At 39.2% G+C, this 22,111-nt stretch carries 20 protein-coding genes, 8 tRNA genes, 2 rRNA genes and 2 pseudogenes; 7 read left to right on the top strand and 25 right to left on the bottom strand.

The genetic code is table 11. From position 1 onward, the window contains the following. Positions 1–19: 19 nt before the first annotated feature. The 4 genes from KI343_RS16705 to sigW all read right to left on the bottom strand — a co-directional run bounded on the left by KI343_RS16705 (position 20) and on the right by sigW (position 3,736). Positions 20–1,258 (bottom strand): CdaR family protein, encoded by a 1,239-nt coding sequence (locus KI343_RS16705; RefSeq protein WP_212927554.1) that lies wholly within the window; start codon positions 1,256–1,258, stop codon positions 20–22. Next, positions 1,251–2,072 (bottom strand): diadenylate cyclase CdaA, encoded by an 822-nt coding sequence (gene cdaA / locus KI343_RS16700; protein ID WP_212927553.1) that lies wholly within the window; start codon positions 2,070–2,072, stop codon positions 1,251–1,253. The genes KI343_RS16705 and cdaA overlap by 8 nt, the downstream gene beginning before the upstream one ends. A gap of 443 nt (positions 2,073–2,515) precedes the next feature. Next, the gene (gene rsiW / locus KI343_RS16695; RefSeq protein ID WP_212927552.1) at positions 2,516–3,157 is read right to left on the bottom strand and encodes an anti-sigma-W factor RsiW; all 642 of its coding nucleotides are present in this window, start codon (positions 3,155–3,157) and stop codon (positions 2,516–2,518) included. Positions 3,158–3,172: 15 nt separating this feature from the next. Next, a complete protein-coding gene (sigW, locus tag KI343_RS16690; protein ID WP_212927551.1) occupies positions 3,173–3,736 on the bottom strand; it encodes an RNA polymerase sigma factor SigW in 564 nt (187 codons plus the stop codon). Between the two features lie 137 nt (positions 3,737–3,873). Between sigW and KI343_RS20225 the strand changes: the two genes are divergently transcribed. Then, a complete protein-coding gene (locus KI343_RS20225; protein ID WP_244857053.1) occupies positions 3,874–4,026 on the top strand; it encodes an aspartyl-phosphate phosphatase Spo0E family protein in 153 nt (50 codons plus the stop codon). Positions 4,027–4,298: 272 nt separating this feature from the next. Here KI343_RS20225 and KI343_RS16680 read toward each other — a convergent pair whose 3' ends face one another. The 10 genes from KI343_RS16680 to KI343_RS16635 all read right to left on the bottom strand — a co-directional run bounded on the left by KI343_RS16680 (position 4,299) and on the right by KI343_RS16635 (position 9,744). Next, the gene (locus KI343_RS16680) at positions 4,299–5,402 is read right to left on the bottom strand and encodes a phosphomevalonate kinase (protein WP_244857051.1); all 1,104 of its coding nucleotides are present in this window, start codon (positions 5,400–5,402) and stop codon (positions 4,299–4,301) included. 12 nt (positions 5,403–5,414) lie between these two features. Beyond that, positions 5,415–6,389 (bottom strand): diphosphomevalonate decarboxylase, encoded by a 975-nt coding sequence (mvaD, locus tag KI343_RS16675; RefSeq protein WP_212927549.1) that lies wholly within the window; start codon positions 6,387–6,389, stop codon positions 5,415–5,417. Positions 6,390–6,426: 37 nt separating this feature from the next. Beyond that, positions 6,427–7,383, bottom strand: coding sequence for a mevalonate kinase (gene mvk, locus KI343_RS16670; RefSeq protein ID WP_212927548.1), 957 nt, complete (start codon positions 7,381–7,383; stop codon positions 6,427–6,429). Further along, a complete protein-coding gene (locus KI343_RS16665; protein ID WP_212927547.1) occupies positions 7,380–8,669 on the bottom strand; it encodes a hydroxymethylglutaryl-CoA reductase, degradative in 1,290 nt (429 codons plus the stop codon). The genes mvk and KI343_RS16665 overlap by 4 nt, the downstream gene beginning before the upstream one ends. Before the next feature lie 518 nt (positions 8,670–9,187). Further along, positions 9,188–9,260: transfer RNA gene (locus KI343_RS16660), tRNA-Lys, on the bottom strand. Between the two features lie 39 nt (positions 9,261–9,299). Then, positions 9,300–9,374, bottom strand: a tRNA-Gln gene (locus KI343_RS16655). A 10-nt stretch (positions 9,375–9,384) separates the two neighbouring features. Continuing rightward, a tRNA-Tyr gene (locus tag KI343_RS16650) sits at positions 9,385–9,469 on the bottom strand. Positions 9,470–9,510: 41 nt separating this feature from the next. Continuing rightward, a tRNA-Thr gene (locus KI343_RS16645) sits at positions 9,511–9,586 on the bottom strand. 4 nt (positions 9,587–9,590) lie between these two features. Further along, positions 9,591–9,666: transfer RNA gene (locus KI343_RS16640), tRNA-Val, on the bottom strand. Positions 9,667–9,669: 3 nt separating this feature from the next. Then, a tRNA-Glu gene (locus KI343_RS16635) sits at positions 9,670–9,744 on the bottom strand. A 386-nt stretch (positions 9,745–10,130) separates the two neighbouring features. Between KI343_RS16635 and fabI the strand changes: the two genes are divergently transcribed. The 3 genes from fabI to KI343_RS16620 all read left to right on the top strand — a co-directional run bounded on the left by fabI (position 10,131) and on the right by KI343_RS16620 (position 13,684). After that, positions 10,131–10,907, top strand: a complete 777-nt coding sequence (gene fabI, locus KI343_RS16630) for an enoyl-ACP reductase FabI (protein WP_212927546.1) — start codon at positions 10,131–10,133, stop codon at positions 10,905–10,907. 150 nt (positions 10,908–11,057) lie between these two features. Next, the gene (locus KI343_RS16625; RefSeq protein WP_212927545.1) at positions 11,058–12,485 is read left to right on the top strand and encodes an aldehyde dehydrogenase family protein; all 1,428 of its coding nucleotides are present in this window, start codon (positions 11,058–11,060) and stop codon (positions 12,483–12,485) included. 257 nt (positions 12,486–12,742) lie between these two features. After that, the gene (locus tag KI343_RS16620; RefSeq protein WP_212927544.1) at positions 12,743–13,684 is read left to right on the top strand and encodes a metal ABC transporter solute-binding protein, Zn/Mn family; all 942 of its coding nucleotides are present in this window, start codon (positions 12,743–12,745) and stop codon (positions 13,682–13,684) included. A gap of 159 nt (positions 13,685–13,843) precedes the next feature. On the opposite strand, the gene KI343_RS16615 is transcribed toward KI343_RS16620, so the two are convergent. The 3 genes and pseudogenes from KI343_RS16615 to KI343_RS16605 all read right to left on the bottom strand — a co-directional run bounded on the left by KI343_RS16615 (position 13,844) and on the right by KI343_RS16605 (position 16,045). Continuing rightward, entirely contained in the window at positions 13,844–14,284 is a 441-nt protein-coding gene (locus KI343_RS16615; protein ID WP_212927543.1) for a hypothetical protein, read from the bottom strand. Positions 14,285–14,495: 211 nt separating this feature from the next. Further along, the gene (locus KI343_RS16610) at positions 14,496–15,086 is read right to left on the bottom strand and encodes a class D sortase (RefSeq protein WP_212927542.1); all 591 of its coding nucleotides are present in this window, start codon (positions 15,084–15,086) and stop codon (positions 14,496–14,498) included. A gap of 188 nt (positions 15,087–15,274) precedes the next feature. Beyond that, a pseudogene (locus KI343_RS16605) lies at positions 15,275–16,045 on the bottom strand (N-acetylmuramoyl-L-alanine amidase family protein). A 151-nt stretch (positions 16,046–16,196) separates the two neighbouring features. On the opposite strand from KI343_RS16605, the gene KI343_RS16600 reads away from it, so the two are divergent. After that, positions 16,197–16,586, top strand: a complete 390-nt coding sequence (locus tag KI343_RS16600; RefSeq protein WP_212927541.1) for a helix-turn-helix domain-containing protein — start codon at positions 16,197–16,199, stop codon at positions 16,584–16,586. 285 nt (positions 16,587–16,871) lie between these two features. Then, positions 16,872–17,651, top strand: a complete 780-nt coding sequence (locus tag KI343_RS16595) for a DeoR/GlpR family DNA-binding transcription regulator (protein ID WP_212927540.1) — start codon at positions 16,872–16,874, stop codon at positions 17,649–17,651. A gap of 304 nt (positions 17,652–17,955) precedes the next feature. Here the strand turns inward: KI343_RS16595 and glpK are convergent, their stop codons facing one another. The 4 genes and pseudogenes from glpK to KI343_RS16575 all read right to left on the bottom strand — a co-directional run bounded on the left by glpK (position 17,956) and on the right by KI343_RS16575 (position 20,574). Next, a complete protein-coding gene (gene glpK, locus KI343_RS16590) occupies positions 17,956–19,449 on the bottom strand; it encodes a glycerol kinase GlpK (protein WP_212927539.1) in 1,494 nt (497 codons plus the stop codon). 78 nt (positions 19,450–19,527) lie between these two features. Next, positions 19,528–19,626: pseudogene (locus KI343_RS16585) on the bottom strand (triose-phosphate isomerase); the annotation flags it as partial. A 51-nt stretch (positions 19,627–19,677) separates the two neighbouring features. Continuing rightward, a complete protein-coding gene (gene dhaM / locus KI343_RS16580; protein ID WP_212927538.1) occupies positions 19,678–20,073 on the bottom strand; it encodes a dihydroxyacetone kinase phosphoryl donor subunit DhaM in 396 nt (131 codons plus the stop codon). A 246-nt stretch (positions 20,074–20,319) separates the two neighbouring features. Further along, a complete protein-coding gene (locus KI343_RS16575; RefSeq protein WP_212927537.1) occupies positions 20,320–20,574 on the bottom strand; it encodes an HPr family phosphocarrier protein in 255 nt (84 codons plus the stop codon). Positions 20,575–20,970: 396 nt separating this feature from the next. On the opposite strand from KI343_RS16575, the gene KI343_RS16565 reads away from it, so the two are divergent. Then, positions 20,971–21,366: a VOC family protein gene (locus KI343_RS16565; RefSeq protein ID WP_212927535.1), complete on the top strand. Its 396-nt coding sequence runs from the start codon at positions 20,971–20,973 to the stop codon at positions 21,364–21,366. A gap of 202 nt (positions 21,367–21,568) precedes the next feature. On the opposite strand, the gene KI343_RS16560 is transcribed toward KI343_RS16565, so the two are convergent. The 4 genes from KI343_RS16560 to KI343_RS16545 all read right to left on the bottom strand — a co-directional run. Continuing rightward, positions 21,569–21,641 (bottom strand) — tRNA-Thr (locus tag KI343_RS16560). Positions 21,642–21,646: 5 nt separating this feature from the next. Beyond that, positions 21,647–21,718: transfer RNA gene (locus KI343_RS16555), tRNA-Asn, on the bottom strand. Between the two features lie 23 nt (positions 21,719–21,741). Then, positions 21,742–21,858 (bottom strand): 5S ribosomal RNA (gene rrf / locus KI343_RS16550). Positions 21,859–21,991: 133 nt separating this feature from the next. Then, positions 21,992–22,111, bottom strand: a 23S ribosomal RNA gene (locus KI343_RS16545); the annotation flags it as partial.

The raw sequence follows: 22,111 nt of genomic DNA, 5'->3' as shown, positions 1-22,111 counted from the left end.
CTTTAATGACCATACACAATTATTCTTCTGCTGTAACTGTTGGGTCGATTATTTCAACCGTTATTTCTTCTACACTGCTTGTGGCGGTAACTTCATCACTACCCGATACCTCTATGGTAATAGGCACTTTATGATTTCCTGTTTCTAAACCTGATAAATCCAGTATCGCACGAATATCCTTTGCCGTTAAGTCATTTATTACGGAAGTATCGCCAGCTAACTCAACATTAAATGTCGGTTCTGTATAAGAGACTTCTAAACCATCTGCTAATCCCTCTTCTTCTAAAGATACATCTTCAATGACTTTTGTCCCTTCGACTTCAATCGATACCTCCACATCCTCTGTATCAGGCGCTTGTACGTTTTCCGGCAAATCAAGCGGCACTTCAACCGTGCCAGATTCCTCAATTTCGGATAAATCTAAGGGCTCGGTAGTGACTTCTGAAATATCATCAAGAACGTCACTTTGAGAGTAAATCTCAACTTCCTCTTCATTTGCAGAAACGGAACCAAGTTCAAGGTCCTCATCTAATTCCCCTGTCGTCTCCACAGAGAGCGGTACGGTCTTTTTAGATTTATCCACTTCCACGGAAACTTGAATACTTTCTGGGTCTAAACCAACATCTAGTTCATTTCCTTGTAAATCATATACATTCACTGGAAGCTCGCGGTTATTAATCGAACCGTCTACATTATCCAGATTTACATACACCTTCACTGCACCAATCGATTCAATAACGCTGCGAGAGCTCATAATCGTTACCACCTCTGGCTCGATACTATAGCTAACGACCTCATAACCGTCTGCCATAAGATCCTGGTTAATAAAATCAGCAGTTACGGCAAACTCTTGAGATGCACGTTCTTCAATCGTAACCTCAATTGTTTTTGGTTCAATAAATACTTCTACATCACTCGCAATATTATGCTGCAGTTCTACAACATGCGTTCCTTCCTCTAAATCTTCTAAATCAACATAAACATCGAAATTACGTTGAAGTAACAACGGCGTCACACTGCCGGGAGTTCCTTTCAAGCTGACTTGAACCCCTTCTGGAACATCGCTGACGACATATTTGTCTCGGTCAATACGAATATCGACTGGAACATCATCTAATGATTCCGTTTGACTTGTTCCCCTAGAGAACGTTGCATCCGAATTTGGTGTCTCAGATACACTGACAAAAGCATAGAGTGTGACAGCAAAGGCTAAAGAAAGAATACGGACAAACCATTTACTCTTAAACCAGTTATCCACGCTTACCAGTCCTCCGTTTCCATGTTTTTTTATCAGAGGCTTTCGGCACAAATGATAAATGTGTTAAAAGCATTTCTCTTAATTTTTCTTCATCAATATCACGATGCAACTCACCATTCTTTGTACAGGATATCGCACCAGTTTCCTCTGATACAACAATGGTTAAAGCATCTGTTACTTCACTAATTCCCATAGCTGCACGGTGTCTTGTTCCCAGTTCTTTTGAGATAAATGGACTCTCTGATAGAGGTAGGTAACAAGCCGCTGCTGTAATTTCTTCATTTTTAATGATGACTGCACCATCATGCAATGGTGTATTCGGTGTAAAAATATTTGTCAGAAGTTGATGGCTAAGTTTTCCGTTAATCGGAATTCCTGTTTCTGCATATTCCCCAATTCCAGTCTCTCTTTCAATGGAAATAAGTGCACCAATTCTTCTTTTAGCCATGTAATTACAAGATGTAACAATTGCTTCAATTTCATTTTGTATAATTTCTTCAGCGGAATTTCCGGACCTTGAAAAGATGTTTCCCCTTCCTAGCTGCTCCAGTGCTCTGCGCAGTTCTGGCTGGAATAAAATAATAATAACAATAAGTCCCCAAGAAATAACTTGCCCGGTAATAAATTGTATCGTTTGCAGGTTTAACAACATACTTATTCCCCATACAACCAATACAACGGCTATTCCCTTTAATAGCTGAATAGCTTTTGTTCCTCTGATCAGCATGATTAATTTATATAATACATACCAGACGAGAGCAATATCAAAGCCTATTCGCAGTAGATTTAAAATGTCAAATCCCCCATCAAGCATGTGCACACATCCTTTATCCAATAGAATTTTCCGTTTATTTTAAGTGGAAAATTATCATATTTCCCTCTTTTATTATAAATTTACAATCGGTATATATTATATCATAAATGAGTAAAAACAGACCTCTCTGTTGGTAAGTTTATCATTAAAATTATGCTTCATGGATCTTTTTGCTTATGTTCATTTCCTCCCTTAGTATGTACGTCTATAAAGAAAGCCAGTCAGGATCTTATCGGATAGGGCATCCGCATACCTAAGAGCCGCTTTCCACGAGCGCAATTTAAGCCTATTTGGAAGAAAATAGCTTCCCCGTAAGTCCTTATTAATGGGAGCTAGGATGTCTCACCGCAGTGAAATCCAACTCTCCTCCACTCTATGGATGCTTTTTCACCAAAAAAAGAGAGCTATATAACGCCCTCTTCATTACAAATAACTATTATTCTTTAAAAAGCGAATAATCCTTTAAAGAAATTCTTTATATGGTACCATATCCATTCAAACGTTTGATCAACTGTTTCCAATTCCCCGTTCACGCCTCCTGCAGATGCCATTAGACCGCCGCCGTCGAGCTCAGAATCACTGTCTAGGAGTTCTCCATTAAATAATGTTACATTGCCATCAACGGTTCCAAGTACTAATAAATCACCATTCTTTACATAAACATCGCCTGGAACGGTCACACCTGCTGGTACAATAACGGTATCGCCATCAATAACAAGTTCTTCCTGTGTCGAAACTACAAGTTGATCCGTTCCCTGATTAAATGTCGAAGAGAGACTGCCAATCATCAAAATGAAAAAGATTGCAGCTGCAACCAGAATGGGATGGCGTTTAAACCAGCGCTTGTACTTCACCCGTTTCTTCTCCGTAGGTAACTTGCCCATGACGTTTTCTGTAAATCCTACCGGCGCTTCTACCCGTTCTGCACTGCGAATTAAAGTAATGGTTCGGTTAAGCTCATGAAAATGCTTCTGACAATCTTCACAATCTTCAAGATGTCTTCTTAGCAAACTCTCCTCTTCCGTGGAAATATCTCCATCTAAATAATCATGCATTCTTTTTATATATTCTTCATTACAACTCATATTAAGCACGCTCCTTTACACATGTCGAAGCCTCTTTCTAAGGGCCTCTCTCCCCCGATGGATTCGCGTTTTTACTGTCCCCAGAGGAACATCGAGAATTTCACTGATTTCTTTAAGTGAAAATTCTTCTAAGTACCGAAGCATAATGATACTTCGATATTTGGCAGGCAACTGAGAAATCTCATGGTGAATATACCGCTGCAGCTCTCTGCTTTCTACCTCTTCTCCGGGTAGACGTTCCGTGCTAGCAAGCTGGGTATACATATCTAGACCATCTGTTCCTTTTACTTCCGCATCGAGATGATAGTCTGGCTTGCGCTTGCGCATACGGTCAATTGTTAAATTGGTAGCAATACGGTATAACCATGTAGAAAATTTTCTATTCTCGTCAAACGAATCAATATTCACGTACGCACGTATGAATGCTTCCTGTGCAATATCTTCCGCTTCGTGCTTATTTCCAAGCATTCGGTAGCAATGCTGGTATATTTTATTTTGATAAAAGGACACCACATCTGAAAAAGCAGACTGATCTCCTTTTTTTACTTGTATTATCTTTTTCTTTATAAATTGATCCATCTAATTACCTCCGCAATATGCGGTACTCTCTATACGAAACAACCGCTAGTAAGGTTTCACTTTTTTTAAATAATGTTTACTTTTTTTCTCGACAGGGTATACCTAACGACAAGTATACTAAAAAAGGAGGGACATTGGTGGACAAAAAAACATTATTCACTAATATTGAACGTTGTAGGGAAGAAATGTTGGCATTGTCTGAAAAACATGGTTTAAATTCGAATGTTGTTCTAGCTACAAGCAAAAGACTAGATGAGCTAATCAATGACTATTTAAAGAAATCCTCTTAATAGAATAGCTTGAACTTAATTTAAAGACATGTTTCGTATGTCTTTTTTATTTCCATTTAAACTACATGCTTCTACCGATAATATTTTTCCTTTCCAAGTATCTCTATGAATTATAATATCTTATTTTTCTCATTATGAGTAATATTATTTTTTTATAGAGTTATTAAAACCCTACTAAGAATGATAATAACCGCACCCATATAAAGAAAAAGAACCGATTCACAATGTATGATTGTAAAACGATTCCTGATTCGTATTCCTGAAGTTTTTTCTTATTTTGCTTCAATCACCATTTCTCCGCCAATAGACGGGGCTAATCCTAAGGCTTTAATTCCTTCTTTCTCCCAAGCAACGGCTAGTTCTTCTGCTTTTTCTTTTGAAGGCATAAAGGCAATTCCACAATCGCCGCCTCCAGCTCCAGAAGGTTTTCCTGCTCCTCCCAAATCTTCTGCAAGGTTACATAACAAAGCAAGTTCTGGTGTCTCAATGCTTGTATCAGCTGCTTTGCCAACTTCATCCAGCGCTTTTCGATTTGCAGTTATTCCCTGAAACAATTGGGTTAGATTTCCGTTTTCCGCTCCTGTTAAAAATGCAGTGACTGCGCTTTTGCTTTCTTTTAAGAATTTATCATAGCTTTTAGCATTGTTCGTTTTTAGTAAACGAACGCGATTCACTAAATCTTTGGTGGATGCAGCATTCCCTGTCCAGCCTACACAAAAATAAACATTATCCGGTAAAGCAATTGGTTTGGATTGATAATATTTCCAATCCATTTCCACAATCTCAGATATAGAACTTGCTTCTTGATATGCTTGAAGCAACCAATCTGCTTGAAAGGAAGCAAATTGTATTAATCCGCCATAAGTGGATGCAGCTACATCTGCACCAGATCCATTCCCTTGTGTGATAACGTGTGATAAGGCCGCTAAACGAAAAATCGTATCTTTTTTTGCTAACTCTGGATCCTGGAAGTGCAGGACACCCGCCACAATAGAGGTAACAATGGCTGCACTTGACCCTAAACCGTATTTCACCCCAGATGCATCGTCTAGTTCACTCTTCGTGGATACATGCATTGGACGAACTGTTACCCCTTGTTCAACCAGAAAACGATATGTAACCTGAAGCGCATCCTTTACAAAAGATAAGCGAGGATCATTCGATTCAATATGTATATCGGTCTCTTGCCAAGCCCACGGAATACAGTGAAGCGAGAAATCTGACAAGGTCAGCTGGTGACTGTCCGTTTCTGATACCGTTGCATAGACAAAACGATTAACAGCCATTACCGCCAATTCCTGATAAGGTTCCAATACGGCAAATTCTCCTGCAATCATTAATTTTCCTGGTACTTTGACTGTGATTGATTTTGCCACCGTATTCTCCTCCTACAAATAACTGATTCCGCTTCCTGGCTTACTAATAATGATATCTTCTACGCCTTCAATAACCTGCAGGCGACTTTTCACCTTATTCTCATCTTCCGGTAAATACATCACTTTCACATTGGGACCTGCATCGATAGTAAAGTAGGCCGGAATTCCTTGTTCCCTTAAATCCTGCACGGTCTGCATCACGCGCATGGTTGTATCCTGCCAGTAGGTAAATGGCGGATTCGCTCCCAATGTGGTCGCATGCATTCGCAGACAGTTTGCTTCCGCAATGCTTCCTGTCTTCTCAAAGTCTTTATCAGCAATCGCCTGTTTTATTTCTTGTATATCTTTTGATGTTTGCTCTATCCAGCCTGCATAGAAAGGAGAGGTTTCTACCGTACGACGCATTCCTTCTCTGCTTGAGATCTTTTTCATTGTTTTTGACAACACAACAGCTGCGATTCGAATATCCCAATGCGACTCGTCAGCCACTTGCACTGCATAAGAATCTAGACCATCTTCACGCTCTCCCATTTGCCATTCAACAAAACCGCCATAGATGGAGCGACAGGCAGAACCAGAGCCTTGGCGGGCTAATCGCGATAATTCCGTGTTATCTAAGGAAAGGCCTATTGCTTTTGTACTTGCAGCAGCCAAAGCCGCAAGACCGGATGCGGAAGAAGCGAATCCGGCCGCAGTAGGAACATGGTTCAGAGAATCAACTTGCGCATAGATTTTTTTACCAGAAAGAGCCCGCACTTTATCTAAAAATACCGCTACCTTTCTCAAAGCATCTCCTTCTATAACCTGCTTGTTCAAGAAGAATGTATCTGCTTTTAAATCTTCTTGAAAGTCCACCGTTGTCTCTGTAGAAAAACCGTCTAAAGTTACGGAAAGATTACTATTCGTGGGAAGGATTAATGATTCATTCCTTTTCCCCCAGTACTTAATTAAAGCGATATTCGTATGCGCTCTTGCTGTTGCCTTCATCGTTGATTCTCCTTTTCTACAATCCCTATCTAAACATTTATTTCTTTAAAACAAATGGCCACACTGCAGCAGCCCCGAATCGGCGTAACTTTTCAGCTAACTGCTTCGAATGCATTTCATTTTGAGCAAGCGCAATAATGCAGCCGCCATTTCCTCCGCCTGTAAGTTTCGCTCCTAAAGCACCTTCATCACGAGCAAAACGTATTAATTTATTTAATCCCGCGTCACTAACACCTAATACTTCTAACTCTCTTTGTGCTTCATTTAATAGCTGGCCTAAAATTTGTTTGCTTGCTTTTTCTAAAGCATCTTTCGCATTATGGGTTAACTCGCCAATTCTCTCTATTTTTGAATGAATACGTTGTGGTGCCGATTTTAACAGCCTTGCTACAGATTCAACAGATGTGCGCGTGTCGCCAATTCTGCCAGAGTCCGCCACAATAAAATGGAGATCTTCCCCCAATTCGATATACTCTGCCGGTTTTTCTTTCTCGTACCAGACTGGTTTGTCCGAAGTTATACTCAGTGTATCAATTCCACTAGGTGCACCATGCGCATAGGTTTCTGCAACATTCGCTAATTTCAACAATTCTTCTACAGAACATTCCCTGCCACAATAGTTAAACAGGGAGCGAATAACAGAAATCGCCACTGATGCACTTGATCCCAGCCCTTTTCCAGCCGGAATAGAAGAACTGATTCGTATTAACAAGTCTTTATAAGGGATGCCAAGGTATTTACATGAATCATAAATACAATTAGCGATTCCTTCCAGCTCTTCCGGCGCATGATGCAGCGGACCATGATAAAAAGCACTGTCCATTTTCACCGTTCCAGGAACATGCTCAATCACTGTCTCTACACCGATTAAAGGAAATGGAATAGCTATTGCGGGCTGTCCGTGTACAACCGCATGCTCTCCAATTAAGATCACTTTACTATGAGCTATACCAATAGCTGTTTTTTCCGACGCTGTTACTTTTTCTGCACTCATTGTTTATACTGTTCCACCAATTCTTTAGCTTTTCCCACACGGATTTCTTGTTGCTCTACTAATTTTTTTGCTACCACGTCAATCATCTCCCCAGTTGCTCCACCAGCTATAGCAACAGAACGTGAATGAAGTGCCATGTGCCCTTTTTGAATTCCATCTGTTGCCAACGCTTTGAGCGCCCCAAGATTTTGAGCAAGGCCAACTGCCACAATCACCTGTGCAAGTTCTTCTGCTGATTCAATATTCATTACAGATAAAGAAAACTCAGCTAATGGATGGACACGTGTCGCTCCTCCAACTGTCCCTACAGACATTGGCAATTCGATTTCACCAACGAGATTGCCCTCTTCATCCTTTGACCAAGTTGTCATCGATCCATAATGACCGTCTCTTGCAGCATAAGCATGCGCTCCAGCCTCTACGGCACGCCAATCATTTCCTGTTGCTATGACAACAGGATCAATACCGTTCATAATCCCTTTATTATGCGTGACAGCTCGATATGGGTCAGAAGCAGCAAATTCATAAGCATGAACGACACCATCCCTTACCTCATCTCCAGTGAACGTACCTGTTTGTAATAAATGCGGAGGAATAACGCATTTCGCTTTAACAAGGCTTCGATCTGCATAGTTCGACAAAATCCGAAGATAAACCTTTCCCTCCGTTAACTCTTCTACAATCGGAGCAATGGATTCTGCCATCGTATTAATCATATTCGCCCCCATGGCATCACACGTATCTACATAGATATGCATAACCAGCATTTTCCCATAGGATGATGAATCATCTTCATTCAGGATTCGAACATCTAAATCTCTTACTCCGCCGCCACGACGAACAATACTTGGATAGGCATCATCAGCAGCTTTCATTAATATATTTTTTTGATTAAGAATTTTTTGCTTCGCTTCTTGAAAATCAGGGCATCCAACGACTTGAATCTGCCCAATCATAAGTCTCTCTTTTGATTCTGTTTGAAATCCGCCAGCTTCCCTGACTATTTTTGCAATATGACTGGCAGAGGCGACCACAGAAGCCTCCTCAATAACCATTGGTACTACATATTCTTTCCCGTTTATCAAAAAATTTAACCCTAATCCAAATGGTAATTGATAGGTGCCAATAACATTTTCAATCATATTATCTGCTTTTCCAATGGTCAGTGCGTCTGCGTTTGACAAATGTTGCGTTTCTGTATTAGTCAAAGAAAAGCATTTACGTAATAACGCTCGTCTTTCTTCTACTGTCATATTATAGAACCCAGGTATTCTTGAAGAGGTCATGCCTAGCTCATCCTTTTTATTAAAAAGTATCTCATGTTTTATATATTTCACTTTTTATTACTAAGTACTAAAATAAACTATTTTGATTATAACACGAATTCTATCGTTTTTTCATTTAGAAGATACTTATTTCGCTACATGAATTATGTCCGGTGTTTCATATTGGCGCGTGGAGATTTCACTTGATCCTATAAAGAAAAGCATTTTTAGACAAGTGTGTTTGTTTGCTGCCGTGAAGATATCTGTAGGCTGTAGGTCTGTTTACTTTTTATCTCCTAAAGAGAGCTTGGCCACCAATTCTTTTAAGGCGCCTCACTCTCATTGAAGCTCGGGACTGAGACTGAGACCGCGATTACTCATCCCATCGGAGAGATTTTGCGGTTACCTAGCTTATTATTAAACCGCTGCTTTTGTAATTTATCTCTCCCTTTTTTTCCGCTTTCTTAAAGTACAAAGAAAAAAACGAGATAAAATTATCCCGTTTTCTTTTGGTTGTTTTGTACTTGTCAAACTTGTAATGAGCCATGAAGGATTCGAACCTTCGACCCTCTGATTAAAAGTCAGATGCTCTACCGACTGAGCTAATGGCTCGTGTTATTTATATCATCTCTTAAAAAAGACATAAAAAAATGGCTGGGCCACCAGGATTCGAACCTGGGGTACACGGGATCAAAACCCGATGCCTTACCGCTTGGCTATGGCCCAACAAAAAACATGGTGGAGGGGGGCAGATTCGAACTGCCGAACCCTGAGGGAGCGGATTTACAGTCCGCCGCGTTTAGCCACTTCGCTACCCCTCCATAATATTGTTAACCATACGTTTCATAATATACATAAGAGATGGTGCCGGCCAGAGGACTTGAACCCCCAACCTACTGATTACAAGTCAGTTGCTCTACCAGTTGAGCTAGGCCGGCATAATGGTGGAGGATGCAGGGCTCGAACCTGCGACCCCCTGCTTGTAAGGCAGGTGCTCTCCCAGCTGAGCTAATCCTCCATTTGGTGACCCGTACGGGATTCGAACCCGTGTTACCGCCGTGAAAGGGCGGTGTCTTAACCGCTTGACCAACGGGCCATGCTGCGTAAAGGAAGTTTTTAAAACGTCCCTCGCAAACTGACGAATTTTATTATATCGAGGAACTTGTCTTTTGTAAAGAGGAAAATGAAAAAAATTTTATTTTATTTTTTAAAAGCATGCTTAACAGCTGTCATTTCTTGTCTTCACGCTGTTTTGATGCCCATACGAATTTATACACGATACGCCTAATTACTCCTTTTGAAACAACTTTATCTTTCCTTTGCTTTCAGCAGAACCAAAACAGTACGTTCCATTTTGTACATAAACTTGAACCAACGACCAGCGTCCCTACCTTATATATAATAGAAAAACGGATTATGGCTTTATCACCTGGTACTAATCAGTTATAATGATGCTAAGTTAATATTGAATGGAGGATAAGTATGACAAAACTATTAGAAGGCAAAAATATCGTTGTAATGGGTGTCGCTAACGAAAGAAGTATTGCTTGGGGCATCACAAAGTCTCTACATAACGCTGGGGCTAGCCTTATTTTTACGAACAGACAGGAAAGATCCTACAAAAAATTAGTAAAACTCTTAGAGAAGCATGAAATTGAACCAAAAGCAATTGTCTCTTGTGATGTTGCATCGGATGAAAGTGTTCAGGAAGCTTTTAAAGAAATAAAAGAAAAAGTCGGTGTGATTCACGGCTTAGTTCACTCTGTTGCCTTTGCAAAACGAGAAGACCTGCAAGGTGAATTTGTCACCACTTCACGCGATGGATTCCTGCTTGCCCAAGAAATCAGCGCCTATTCCTTAGTAACAGTGACAAATGCTGCGAAAGAACTTATGACAGAAGGCGGTTCAATTGTTACACAAACTTACATTGGAGCAGAACAGGTTGTTCCTGGCTATAATGTGATGGGCGTGGCCAAAGCATCTCTAGAAGCAAGTGTCCGCTACTTAGCTGAGGATGTAGGTAAAGATGGCATCCGTGTCAATGCTGTTTCCGCTGGTCCAATCCGCACACTCTCTGCAAAAGGAGTAGCAAACTTCAACGAAAAATCACAAGTAGTTGAGGAGAAAGCCCCGCTACGCCGCAACATTGATCAAGATGAAGTTGGCGATGCGACGCTATTCTTAATCAGTGAAATGGCACGTGGAATTACTGGAGAAATATTGCATGTAGATGCAGGATTCAATATTATCGGTGGCTAATTGATTTAAAGAAATGAAAAGTTGTCTCATTTTATATAAAATGAGGCAGCTTTTTTTATTTTATTAGATAAAAGCAGGTTTCCCTCTATGTTTAAAGCTATTTCAGAGCGGGAAAGTGTATTGTATAAAATATATAAAGGGGTGGAATGAATGTATCAATACACACAACATTATATTAATGGTCAGTGGGTCGATTCCACTGGAGACGAAACAATTGATGTTATCAACCCTGCAACGGAAGAAAAAATTGGTGAGATCAGCTCTGGTACAAAAGAAGATCTTGATAAAGCAGTTCAAGCTGCACGAGATGCTTTTCCAGATTTTTCACAAACAACAAAAGAAGAACGCGCTGCATTATTAGACCGCATTGCAGATGAATATGAAAAACGAAAAGATAAGTTTATTGAAGTTATTATGGCAGAGCTAGGTTCTCCAGTAACTTTTACCAAAGAAGTCCAATACCCAATGGGATTAAACCATTTCCGCACAGCCGCAAAGCTGGTACGTGATTTTGCCTTTATCGAGGAACGTGAAAATTCCTTTATTCAAAAAGATGCTATTGGCGTTGCCGGCTTAATCACACCATGGAATTTCCCAACAAACCAGACTTCCACAAAGTTGGCCAGTGCGTTTGCAGCAGGCAGTACCGTTGTATTAAAACCATCTACAGAAACACCTTTTGCAGCCATTTTGCTAACTGAAGTGTTCGAAGCTGCCGGTGTACCTAAAGGAGTATTCAACCTGGTAAACGGAACAGGTTCTACCATCGGTGACGGCATCAGTTCCCACCCGGATATCGATTTTGTTTCCTTTACAGGTTCCGGCGGTGTCGGGACGAAGATTATGGAAAACGCCGCCCAAGATATTAAGAAGGTTTCCTTAGAACTCGGCGGCAAGTCTCCTATTGTTGTATTGGATGATGCAGATGTGGATTATGCTGCAAAAACAGCTATTTCCCATATCGCGGGAAACACAGGTCAAGTATGTACTGCTGGAACACGCGCACTCGTTCCAAAATCCATGCATGACGATTTTATTGAAGCGATTAAAAGTCATATTTCCGAATACCCTGTCGGTGATCCAAAAGATGAGTCTACTTTCACTGGACCGCAAGTATCTGAGGAACAATGGAAAACGGTTCAGGATTATATTCAAAAAGGCATCGACAGTGGAGCAACCCTTGTCACCGGCGGAACTGGAAAACCTGAAGGCTTGGAAACAGGATATTATTCTAAGCTAACTGTATTTACCGATGTAAAAGCCGACGATACGATTGCCCAAGAAGAAATTTTCGGACCGGTACTCTCTGTTATCACGTATAAAGATTTAGATGAAGCAATTGATATTGCCAATGGCACCATTTATGGTCTAGCAGGCTACGTTGTCGGCAATAACCCGGACACCGTAACCCACGTGGCAAAAAGCCTTCGCTCAGGCAGAATCGTCGTCAACAACGAGAAATCTGACTTCACCGCTCCATTCGGTGGTTTCAAACAATCTGGAATCGGACGTGAATGGGGAGATTATGGAATTGAAGAATTCTTAGAACCAAAAACAATCGTAGGTTTACCTAAATAACGAACCCATGAATAATAAAGAAAATGTCAGCAGCAAAGAAGCTGTTGGCATTTTTTTGTGAAATATCTTGACTTCCATTCTAAAAACATGTAAATTTTAAATCGTAACGATTACGAATAATAATGATTACGATCTCCAAGAAATAAGTCCCTGCTCCATAGCAGAGCTCACAAGGAAGATTCTATGCAGCGTGACTTATTTGTTTTTCACAGAAACGAATTACTGATTACATTATTAGATAAATGGAGGTACATTTCATGGTAAAACGGATGATTATTTTTATTAGCCTTTCCCTTCTTTTCCTCGCCGGTTGTCAATCAGCTGATGACAGCCAAGAGGGGAATAAGGAAAAGCTGGAAATTTCTACAACTATTTTTGCTTTAGAAGATTTTATTTCAAAAATAGGCGGGGAATATGTGGATGTACAGAGCATCTATCCACCTAACGCAGATGCACACACATATGAACCAAGCTCTCGAGAAATGGTGGACTTAGCCAAGAAGGATATGTTTATTTATTCCGGTGTTGGCATGGAGCCTTTTGCTTCAAAAGCAGAGGAAATCCTAAAAGATGAGAAAGTAGAAGTAGCAACAGTAGGGGACAATGTCTCTCTTCGCGGAGAAGCAGAAGACCATGACCACGGGGATGAAGGTCATCATCATGACGAAAACGAAATGGGCGATCCGCATGTTTTTATTGATCCTGTCTTAAGCATTCAATTAGCTGAAAATATAAAAGACCTTCTTATTGAACAAATGCCAGAGCACGAAGAATATTTCACCACTAATTTTGAAGAAGTAAAAGAACAATTAGAGCAACTAGACCAAGACCTGGAGAAAACAATCAGCGAAGCAAATCACCCGCAGATCATTATATCCCATGCAGCATACGGATACTGGGAAGATAGATATGGGTTAGAACAAATTAGTATCCATGGACTTTCTTCTTCCCAAGAACCTTCGCAATCAGCGCTCGTAGATATTGTGGACAAGGCTAACGAATATAATCTTAAATATGTGGTGTTTGAAAACAATATCAGCAGTAAAGTAAGTGAGATTATTCAATCTGAAATCGGGGCGGACAGTGCCGTTTTAAGGAATATGGAGACAATCTCTGAGGAAGATCTAGATAACGGCGAAGATTACTTTAGCCTGATGCAAAAAAATATAGAGACACTACAAAAAGTGTTAAACGATTAATGGAATGGCGCGGCGTTTTTTACTTGGGAATATTCTAAAACTCCTCAAGAAGAAAAACGGGCCGAAGCATTGAAACATTGATAAAAAAGTTGGCGTGGTATTAAACAACGCCAACTTTTTTATCATTCAAACATAACTGCTAACAGCTTATACTGACATCTATTCCACTTCTACATCAAATACAAAGAATGCCTCTCCATCTGTCCATTCTGCTTGAACTTCATAAATATAAACTCCTAGATTTGACGGGATAGTAATTTTATTATCCTCTAAAGGAATTTCCTTCTTTTCTGCTTTTTCATCCCATTCAAAAACAGTAAGTACCGGGCTTTCTTCAATCTCTATTTCTACCTCCGTGCCTTGTTCCATAGTTAGTGTTTCAAAATCCTTAACAGCTTCTTGTACTGATGTCGGTTCAACTGAATGTATTTTTACTTTTTTTCCATCTGATGAATATGCTCTTGTTCTCATTTCATATTCATCTTCCCCGACGATTATTTTTCCCGAAGCCGGGACTTGATCAATTGACGTACTACGCCCTAGCAATATTGCACAACATATAAATACCAATATGCCAATAGTACGCATTCGCAAATTCAAATCACCACCCTCTTAGGATAGAAATGAAACTAACTATTAAATTTCAGATTAATCATACCAAGTTGTTTCTACAGAAGTAACTGGATAAGTTAATTAAATGCAATTCAGCTTTTTGTTGCTACCATCTGGCAAGCCTCTAACGTCAAAATTTTTCACTACCTAAGATTTCTCGATATTTACTTATGCCAGGTGGTAGAAAACCGCTCCTTCTTTATTCAGAAACCGGATAAGCATAGGCGACAAAACGTTCTGGCGCATTGCCTACAAAGTGAAATGGATAACAGGTTGTTACCACCAATACTTCTTCGCCCATTTCTCTAATCACTGAAGTATCATCTTCCGGAACAATTTCCGTATCTTTTATTTCATACGTGTACTCACCATAAGGCATTCGGACGATAAAAGTATCCCCTAACTCCAGTTCACCAAAATTACGGAAAACCGTATCCCGATGGCCTGAGAGAATAATTTGCTCTCCTTGCCCAGGAAAAACGGAATTCGATAAATGCCCGACTCCTTTTTTCAATGAATCCGGGTCTGTACCTTCTACAACGGGCAGGGTTTTCTCTAGTTTTGGTATCTCCAATGTAGCAAAAGCTTCATCCAATGTAGCATCAAATTCTTCGATACTTTCTTCCCCACCCACGTCTAAATCATCTTTTTTGTTAATTCCTTGCTCAATTCTTTCCTCCGCCTGGATCAGTGACTGTTTTTGCGATTGATGATGTCCCCAAAGCTGGTAACCAAAAACGCCTAATAAGACGATACCTATAAATATAAAAAGGATCCCTATCCGCTTCATTGATGTCTCTCCCTGATCATTTAGTGTAAATAAAAACTTCAGCAAACAGTATTTCTATACTCCTTTATAGTCTAGCTTATTTTGAACATTTTGCAAACCGGATTTATAATATTCACAAAACGATTCATATAAATTCACCCTATTTTTCTACAAGTTTACTTTCTTCCTATTTTAAGATCCTCTTCCTACTATTTACGATAATAACGCACATAGGTAGGACTAGCTGTAATGTAAAGCCCACTTTTCAACCGATACATATGTCCTTTGCCGACCGAAAATTTTTCCTTAGCAATTGTAAATACCTCTCCCCGGTGAACAATCAATGCCCGGTCATCCCACTTAGGCGTATGATATGTCCAAAGAGACGGTGTAATTACTTCAACGTATGCTTGTCCATTTCCAATGCTCCCACCAGATTTTGATAAACCTAAAGCTTTAGCGATTCCATTGGCATGGCCTAATGCAATGCGCTCCAAGTAGGTATTTGATTTTAATTTATTGGCATCAACAACGGAATCAATAAATCCGTTTTCTGTTAAAACTGCTGGCATTTTTGTCTCTCTTAACACATGAAAATTCGCTCTTTTCTTCCCTCGACGCTGAAAATCAACTTGTTTCGTCATTTCCGAATAAATAGCATTTCGATATGCTGCGGTAGTGGAACGCTCTGATAGATGAGCATAAATATAATCTTCGTAACCAGATCCTCCACCAGCATTGATATGAATCGATACAAAATAGTCCGCACCCTAGTTATTGGCATCCTTTGTTCGCTCAGCCAGGGAGACAGTTTTATCACTTGTTCTGCTCATTCGAACGGAATGTCCCTTGTAATCTCGATTTAAAATGTTTCTCACTTGTAGTGCAATCGCTAATGTTATGTTTTTCTCCTGAAGCCCATTTCCTGCTGCCCCAGGATCTGTCCCGCCATGTCCTGGATCTAAATAGATTTTTTTCATTTCAATTCCTCCCCAAATAAATTTATCCATTCCCTTTTATAATCGTTTCTCTTTTTAAAAATGGGGCATTTCCTATTAAAAGGAACGATTTCTATTGTGTTCGCCTTGTATGCTATAATTTATTTCTAATATAGAAACGGAGAGGTGCATCATGGATACAGGGCAACGAATTGTGCAATTACGCTTAAACAAAAACTGGACACAGAAAGAATTGGCTAACTTTGTGAATATCAATGTCAGTGTTATGAACCGCATTGAATCTGGTGACCGGCCAATTAAAGGAGACGAATTAAGTGCGATTGCAACTGTTTTCGATGTGACAACGGATTACTTATTAGGCAGAAAAGAACAGCAAACTCCTCCGAAATCCGAACAAAAAGATCACATTATCGAGATCATGAAAAAAATTCAAAAGAAATTTTCTGATTCTGATGACCTGTTTCGCGATTTAGCTAGTCTGAGCCATAATGAACTGCAAGATATCCATGATTATATTCTCTTTAAAAAAAGCAAACGAAAAAAGCAAAATCGCTCATCATAACACATAATTATAACGGGATAGTGAGAAGATTCCCCACGAAAGATGACAGTTGTCTGTCTTTTTGTGAGGAATTTTTTATTATTCGGCAAGGACTCCTTTCAACATATTACGTCCAAAGAATACCTTTGGTAAGATTCTTACATATATTTTTTCCATTCCATAGTTGCTTCTCAAACTCTTTCATTTATTATTTTCTTTATTCATTTTATGGTAAAATCCACTATATACTAAAAAAAAAATTTATAAACAATAATATAAATACTTTATTGACAAGGATGACAGATAATGAAAATGTTTGTTACAGAAAGAAGAAACAAAATTATGGAGCTCCTGCACGATAAACAACGCCTGACTGTAAAAGAATTATCAGAGCAAATCGGGGTATCAGAGGCAACATTGCGTACGGATTTAAACAAAATGGAGAAAGATGGCCTTTTGACACGAACGCATGGTGGAGCGATGTTAAATCAACAAGATAATCTTGACAAGGATAAAAGCTTTTTGGCGCACGAACAGAAAAATCATAAAGAAATGTCATCGATTGCTAAAGAAGCTTTCCGTCTCATCGAAGAAAAGCAATGTATTTTGCTTGATGCCAGTTCAACTGCCCTTGAATTAGCACGGTATCTTAATGAGAAACCAATTCGTCTGACAGTGGTGACAAGCGGAATCCAAACAGCATTAGAACTAAAGGATAATCCAAACATTACCGTTATTTTAATTGGCGGGGTAGTAACAAACGGTTCTACGACAATTGAGGGAATTCTTGGTATAGAATTATTAGATAAGCTTCATATTGATATTCTTTTCACTTCTGCGAATGGTTTTTCTGTTGAGAATGGTATGACTGACTTTAACTTGTATGAGGTGGAATTAAAAAAACAGATGGTTAGTAAGGCGCAGCAGGTTGTTGCTTTAATTGATCATTCTAGAATCGGAGTTACGTCTAGTGCCCGATTTGCAAGAACAGAACAGGTGGATGTACTTATTACGAATGAGTCAATAGATCCCAAGACAAAGCAGGTGCTTGATAATCATCATATTCAAGTGGTTTCAACTTTATAGTTCAGTATATTAGGCAGGCTTGTTGTCTTGGAGCGGCTGATAGCAATGTTGCCCTTCATAAAAAAGCATTGCATAAAGGAATGGCTTTATGCAGTGCTTTTCAATTGATTTAGCAAGCGCTTTTTATATGCGGACAGACTCTCCTTTGTTTTATATTCACTATTTCTATTACCAATGTTATTTTCATATTCAAGTAACTTGATGAATAATGAAAGAATCCATCGTCTTTCTAGTAAAAATTCACAAATCCATGGAATTATTTTCTATAGAATGAAAAACCCTTTTCTTCATTCAGATAGCAAAATTATTTAAACACACGAGCAGCTTCTACAGCTTTTTGCCAGCCTTTATAAAGCTTGTCACTTTCCGCTTCATCCATTTCTGCTTCAAATGTTTTTTCATTTTGCCATTGATTTGCGATTTCATCTTTATCTTTCCAATAGCCTACCGCTAAGCCGGCTAGGTAAGCAGATCCAAGCGCTGTGGTTTCTTGAACAACTGGACGTTCAACTGGAACATTTAAAATATCGCTTTGGAATTGCATTAAGAAATCATTCTTAACTGCTCCTCCATCAACACGCAATGCTTTTAAGTCAATTTCAGAATCCGTAATCATGGCATCCAACACATCTTTCGTTTGGTAAGCAAGCGATTCTAATGTTGCACGAATGAAATGCTCCTTCGACGTACCGCGTGTTAAACCAAAGACCGCACCACGTGCATCACTATCCCAGTAAGGCGTACCTAGTCCGACAAATGCTGGGACCATATAAACGCCATCTGTAGAATCAACTTTTTTAGCGAAGTCTTCACTTGCCGGAGCATTTTCAATGATCTTTAAACCATCCCGCAGCCATTGAATCGCAGAACCCGCTACAAAAATACTTCCTTCTAGCGCATATTCTACCTTGCCGTCAATTCCCCAAGCTAGTGTAGTCAGAAGACCATTTTTCGAAGCTACACCTTTTTCACCTGTATTCATTAACATAAAGCAACCTGTACCATACGTGTTTTTCGCCATTCCTTTTTCAAAACATGCTTGACCGAACAACGCAGCCTGTTGGTCACCTGCAATCCCTGCAATAGGAACCTCCTTACCAAAGAAATGATAATCAACTGTATTTGCATAGATTTCAGAGGATTGTTTTACCTCTGGAAGCATGCTTTTCGGTACGCCTAATATGTCTAGTAACTCATCATCCCATTTTAAATCATAGATATTAAACATGAGCGTACGCGAAGCATTGGAATAATCGGTAATATGTGTTTTTCCGCCAGATAATTTATAAACTAACCATGTATCGATGGTTCCAAATAATAAGTCGCCATTATCCGCCTTTTCTCTGGCACCCTCTACATTATCAAGGATCCATTTTACTTTTGTTCCTGAGAAATAAGGGTCAAGCAATAATCCTGTTTTCTCTCTGAATAAGTCATTATGTCCTGCTTCCCTTAACTCTTTACAAATGGCTTCTGTTTGGCGGGATTGCCAAACAATCGCTTTATAAATTGGCTTTCCTGTATTCTTATCCCAAACCACAGCTGTTTCCCTCTGATTGGTAATACCGATACCTGCAATTTGGTCTGGCTCTATGTCTGCTTTTCGCAACACTTCAGCTATACACCCCAATACAGATGTCCAAATTTCGTTTGCATCATGCTCTACCCAGCCTGGGTGCGGAAAGAATTGTTCAAATTCTCTTTGCCCTACCTCAACAATGGAACCATCGTGATCAAATAAAATAGCACGTGAGCTTGTAGTTCCTTGATCAATGGAAAGAATATACTTTTTACTCATTATGACATCCCCCTTTTATTATGTTCTTCATTAAAGTGATTCCTTTTTAATTTTACTTTCACCGTATCAAGAATCTGTTTATAAATTTGCCGGGTTATAACCGAACCTTCCAATAAAAACACCGTCTACATCCTTATGAGACATAATTTCATAAATATTTTCCTTACTAACTGAGCCACGTAATTAAACAATGAAAACCCTTACAGATAACGGTAAAAAATCCATTTACTATAATTTGGATACCTCTTCTACAATTACGCCAACATCATTTGTAATTGTTGATTGTACAGAAGCTACAAACGCTCCTTCCACAATAGGACCCTCTACAATTTTACATTTTGCTTGTAAACCTTCATCTAATAAATCAATTGCAGTCTCTGCGCTTAATAATGCACTTCCCATATCATAGAAAATCAAGATATTTTCACATTCCTGAAGTTCTTCAATTTTACTCATAATGATAGTAGCACTAGTTCCCAGGCGACCATCCTCTGTGCCACCAGCAGAGTGAACATTTACATTATCTCCATTCATTTCAAGGATAAGGTCTTTCACCCCCTCTGTTACCTTTTGACTGTGTGATACCAAAACAATGCCTATAGATGATTGAATTTTATTTGCCATCTTTATTTCTCCTTGTATCCATAGTGATAGGTAGATATATAAAAGGATGTTCAAAATACCAAATGAAGCGCTAACATATTTCCCGATTCCCTTTACTTCAATCTCTAGTTATATCATATCTTTTTTTGTTCCATATATATTTGTTACCGTTGATCCTAATAAATTGCCTCTATTTGAAATTGATATCCTCACTGGCACCAGTTTTTCAAAATACACCATTTACATCATTTTATGATAAACTATCAACTAGCACTCTTGTTTACGGCTTTCCTTATTTACGAGATAAGGTGCAATATCTTCCAATAAATTATCCTCTTGATTTGCTTGAATTCTTATTTTAAGTGGCTTAGTTAAGTCCAGACTAAATATCCCCATAACCGATTTAGCACTCAGTATATAAGAATCAGAAATCACCTCGACTTTGTAGTCATAACGTGATACTATCTCTACAAAATCTTTGACGTCATTAATTTTTTCTAATTTCACATAACGCTCAATCATCGAATTCCTCCTTCCAAACTCTGGATGTCATCTTCCTCTTCTATGAGAGATCATGATAACACTTAATATGTTTTATATTATCCTATCTTCTCACCTATCTGACAATTTGTAAACTTCTCAAGAGCACCAAATGAGTGAATGGTATCGATTGTTAATAGTTAGTCTCTATTACATTTTATTAATGCTTTGGCAGATGTAACGAAAACAGATATGATTGAATTACGGCCTGGCTATTTTGGTATGAAGTTTATTGAAGAATTCCGGCAAGTACGTGATGCTCCGTATTTTTTAAGTGGCTTTATGAGCAAAAAAGAACACTTAGCTGAAGCAGAAATTAGGATTGTTTGGTGCAACAACAAGCAGTAAAGATCTTTGGAATGAATAGGAGGTATTTTTTTGACTCATGGTCTGATTCATCATATCGAAATCTACGTTTCTGATTTAAATAGAACGGTTCATTTCTGGGATTGGTTCCTAAGAGAATTAGGGTATACACCTTTTCAAAAATGGAGAGGCGGGCAAAGCTGGAAAATTGAAGAAACCTATCTCGTATTTATGCAGGCTGAAGACAGGTTTTTAGATATTCCTTACCATCGATGCCGAGTTGGTCTAAATCACTTAGCATTTCATGCAAGTTCTCGAGAATTTGTTGATGCGGTGACAACAAAGCTAAAGCAAAAGGGCATAACTATTCTATATCCCGATCTTCACCCTTTTGCAGGGGGAGACAACCATTATGCCGTTTATTTCGAAGACCCAGATAGAATAAAAGTAGAATTGATTGCACCGTAAATGTTTATGACAGTTAAAATTTAATGCAATAAAATACAGCGAGGACATTTGATTATTTTATATGTAACAGGCAAGTAAATTTTCTGAATAACAAAGCAAATTTGTTTGGACTGGGATTTGCTTTGTTATAAAGATTTACGGTCTATAACCATCACAAACACAAAAAAACGCTCCATCCTTTATAGGATAAGCGTTCACCCAGAGCTTCCAAGCGGACTTGAACCGCTGACCCCTTCCTTACCATGGAAGTGCTCTACCGACTGAGCTATGGAAGCAGAGGCTCCACAGGTAGGATTCGAACCTACGACCGATCGGTTAACAGCCGATTGCTCTACCACTGAGCTACTGTGGAATAATTAAATTTAGATAAAAAAAGCCTGGCAACGTCCTACTCTCGCAGGAGGAGAACCCCCAACTACCATTGGCGCTGAAGAACTTAACTTCTGTGTTCGGCATGGGAACAGGTGTGACCTCTTCGCTATCGTCACCAGACAATAAACTATGTACTTGAATATCTAAAAACAAGGACAATTTATATTATATGCATTTTAGAATGAAAATGCAACACTTTTTTTAAAGTTTGCACCCTGAAAACTAAATAAGAGTAACGTGACATGAAAAAAACTTAGATAAGTCCTCAATCGATTAGTATCCGTCAGCTGCACGTGTCGCCACGCTTCCACCTCGGACCTATCAACCTCATCGTCTCTGAGGGATTTTACTCACTTAAAGTGATGGGAAGTTT

This window comes from Oceanobacillus sp. J11TS1 (assembly GCF_018333215.1).
Classification (GTDB): Bacteria; Bacillota; Bacilli; order Bacillales; family Amphibacillaceae; genus Oceanobacillus.
This window is presented reverse-complemented; position numbering and strand designations above follow the sequence as displayed.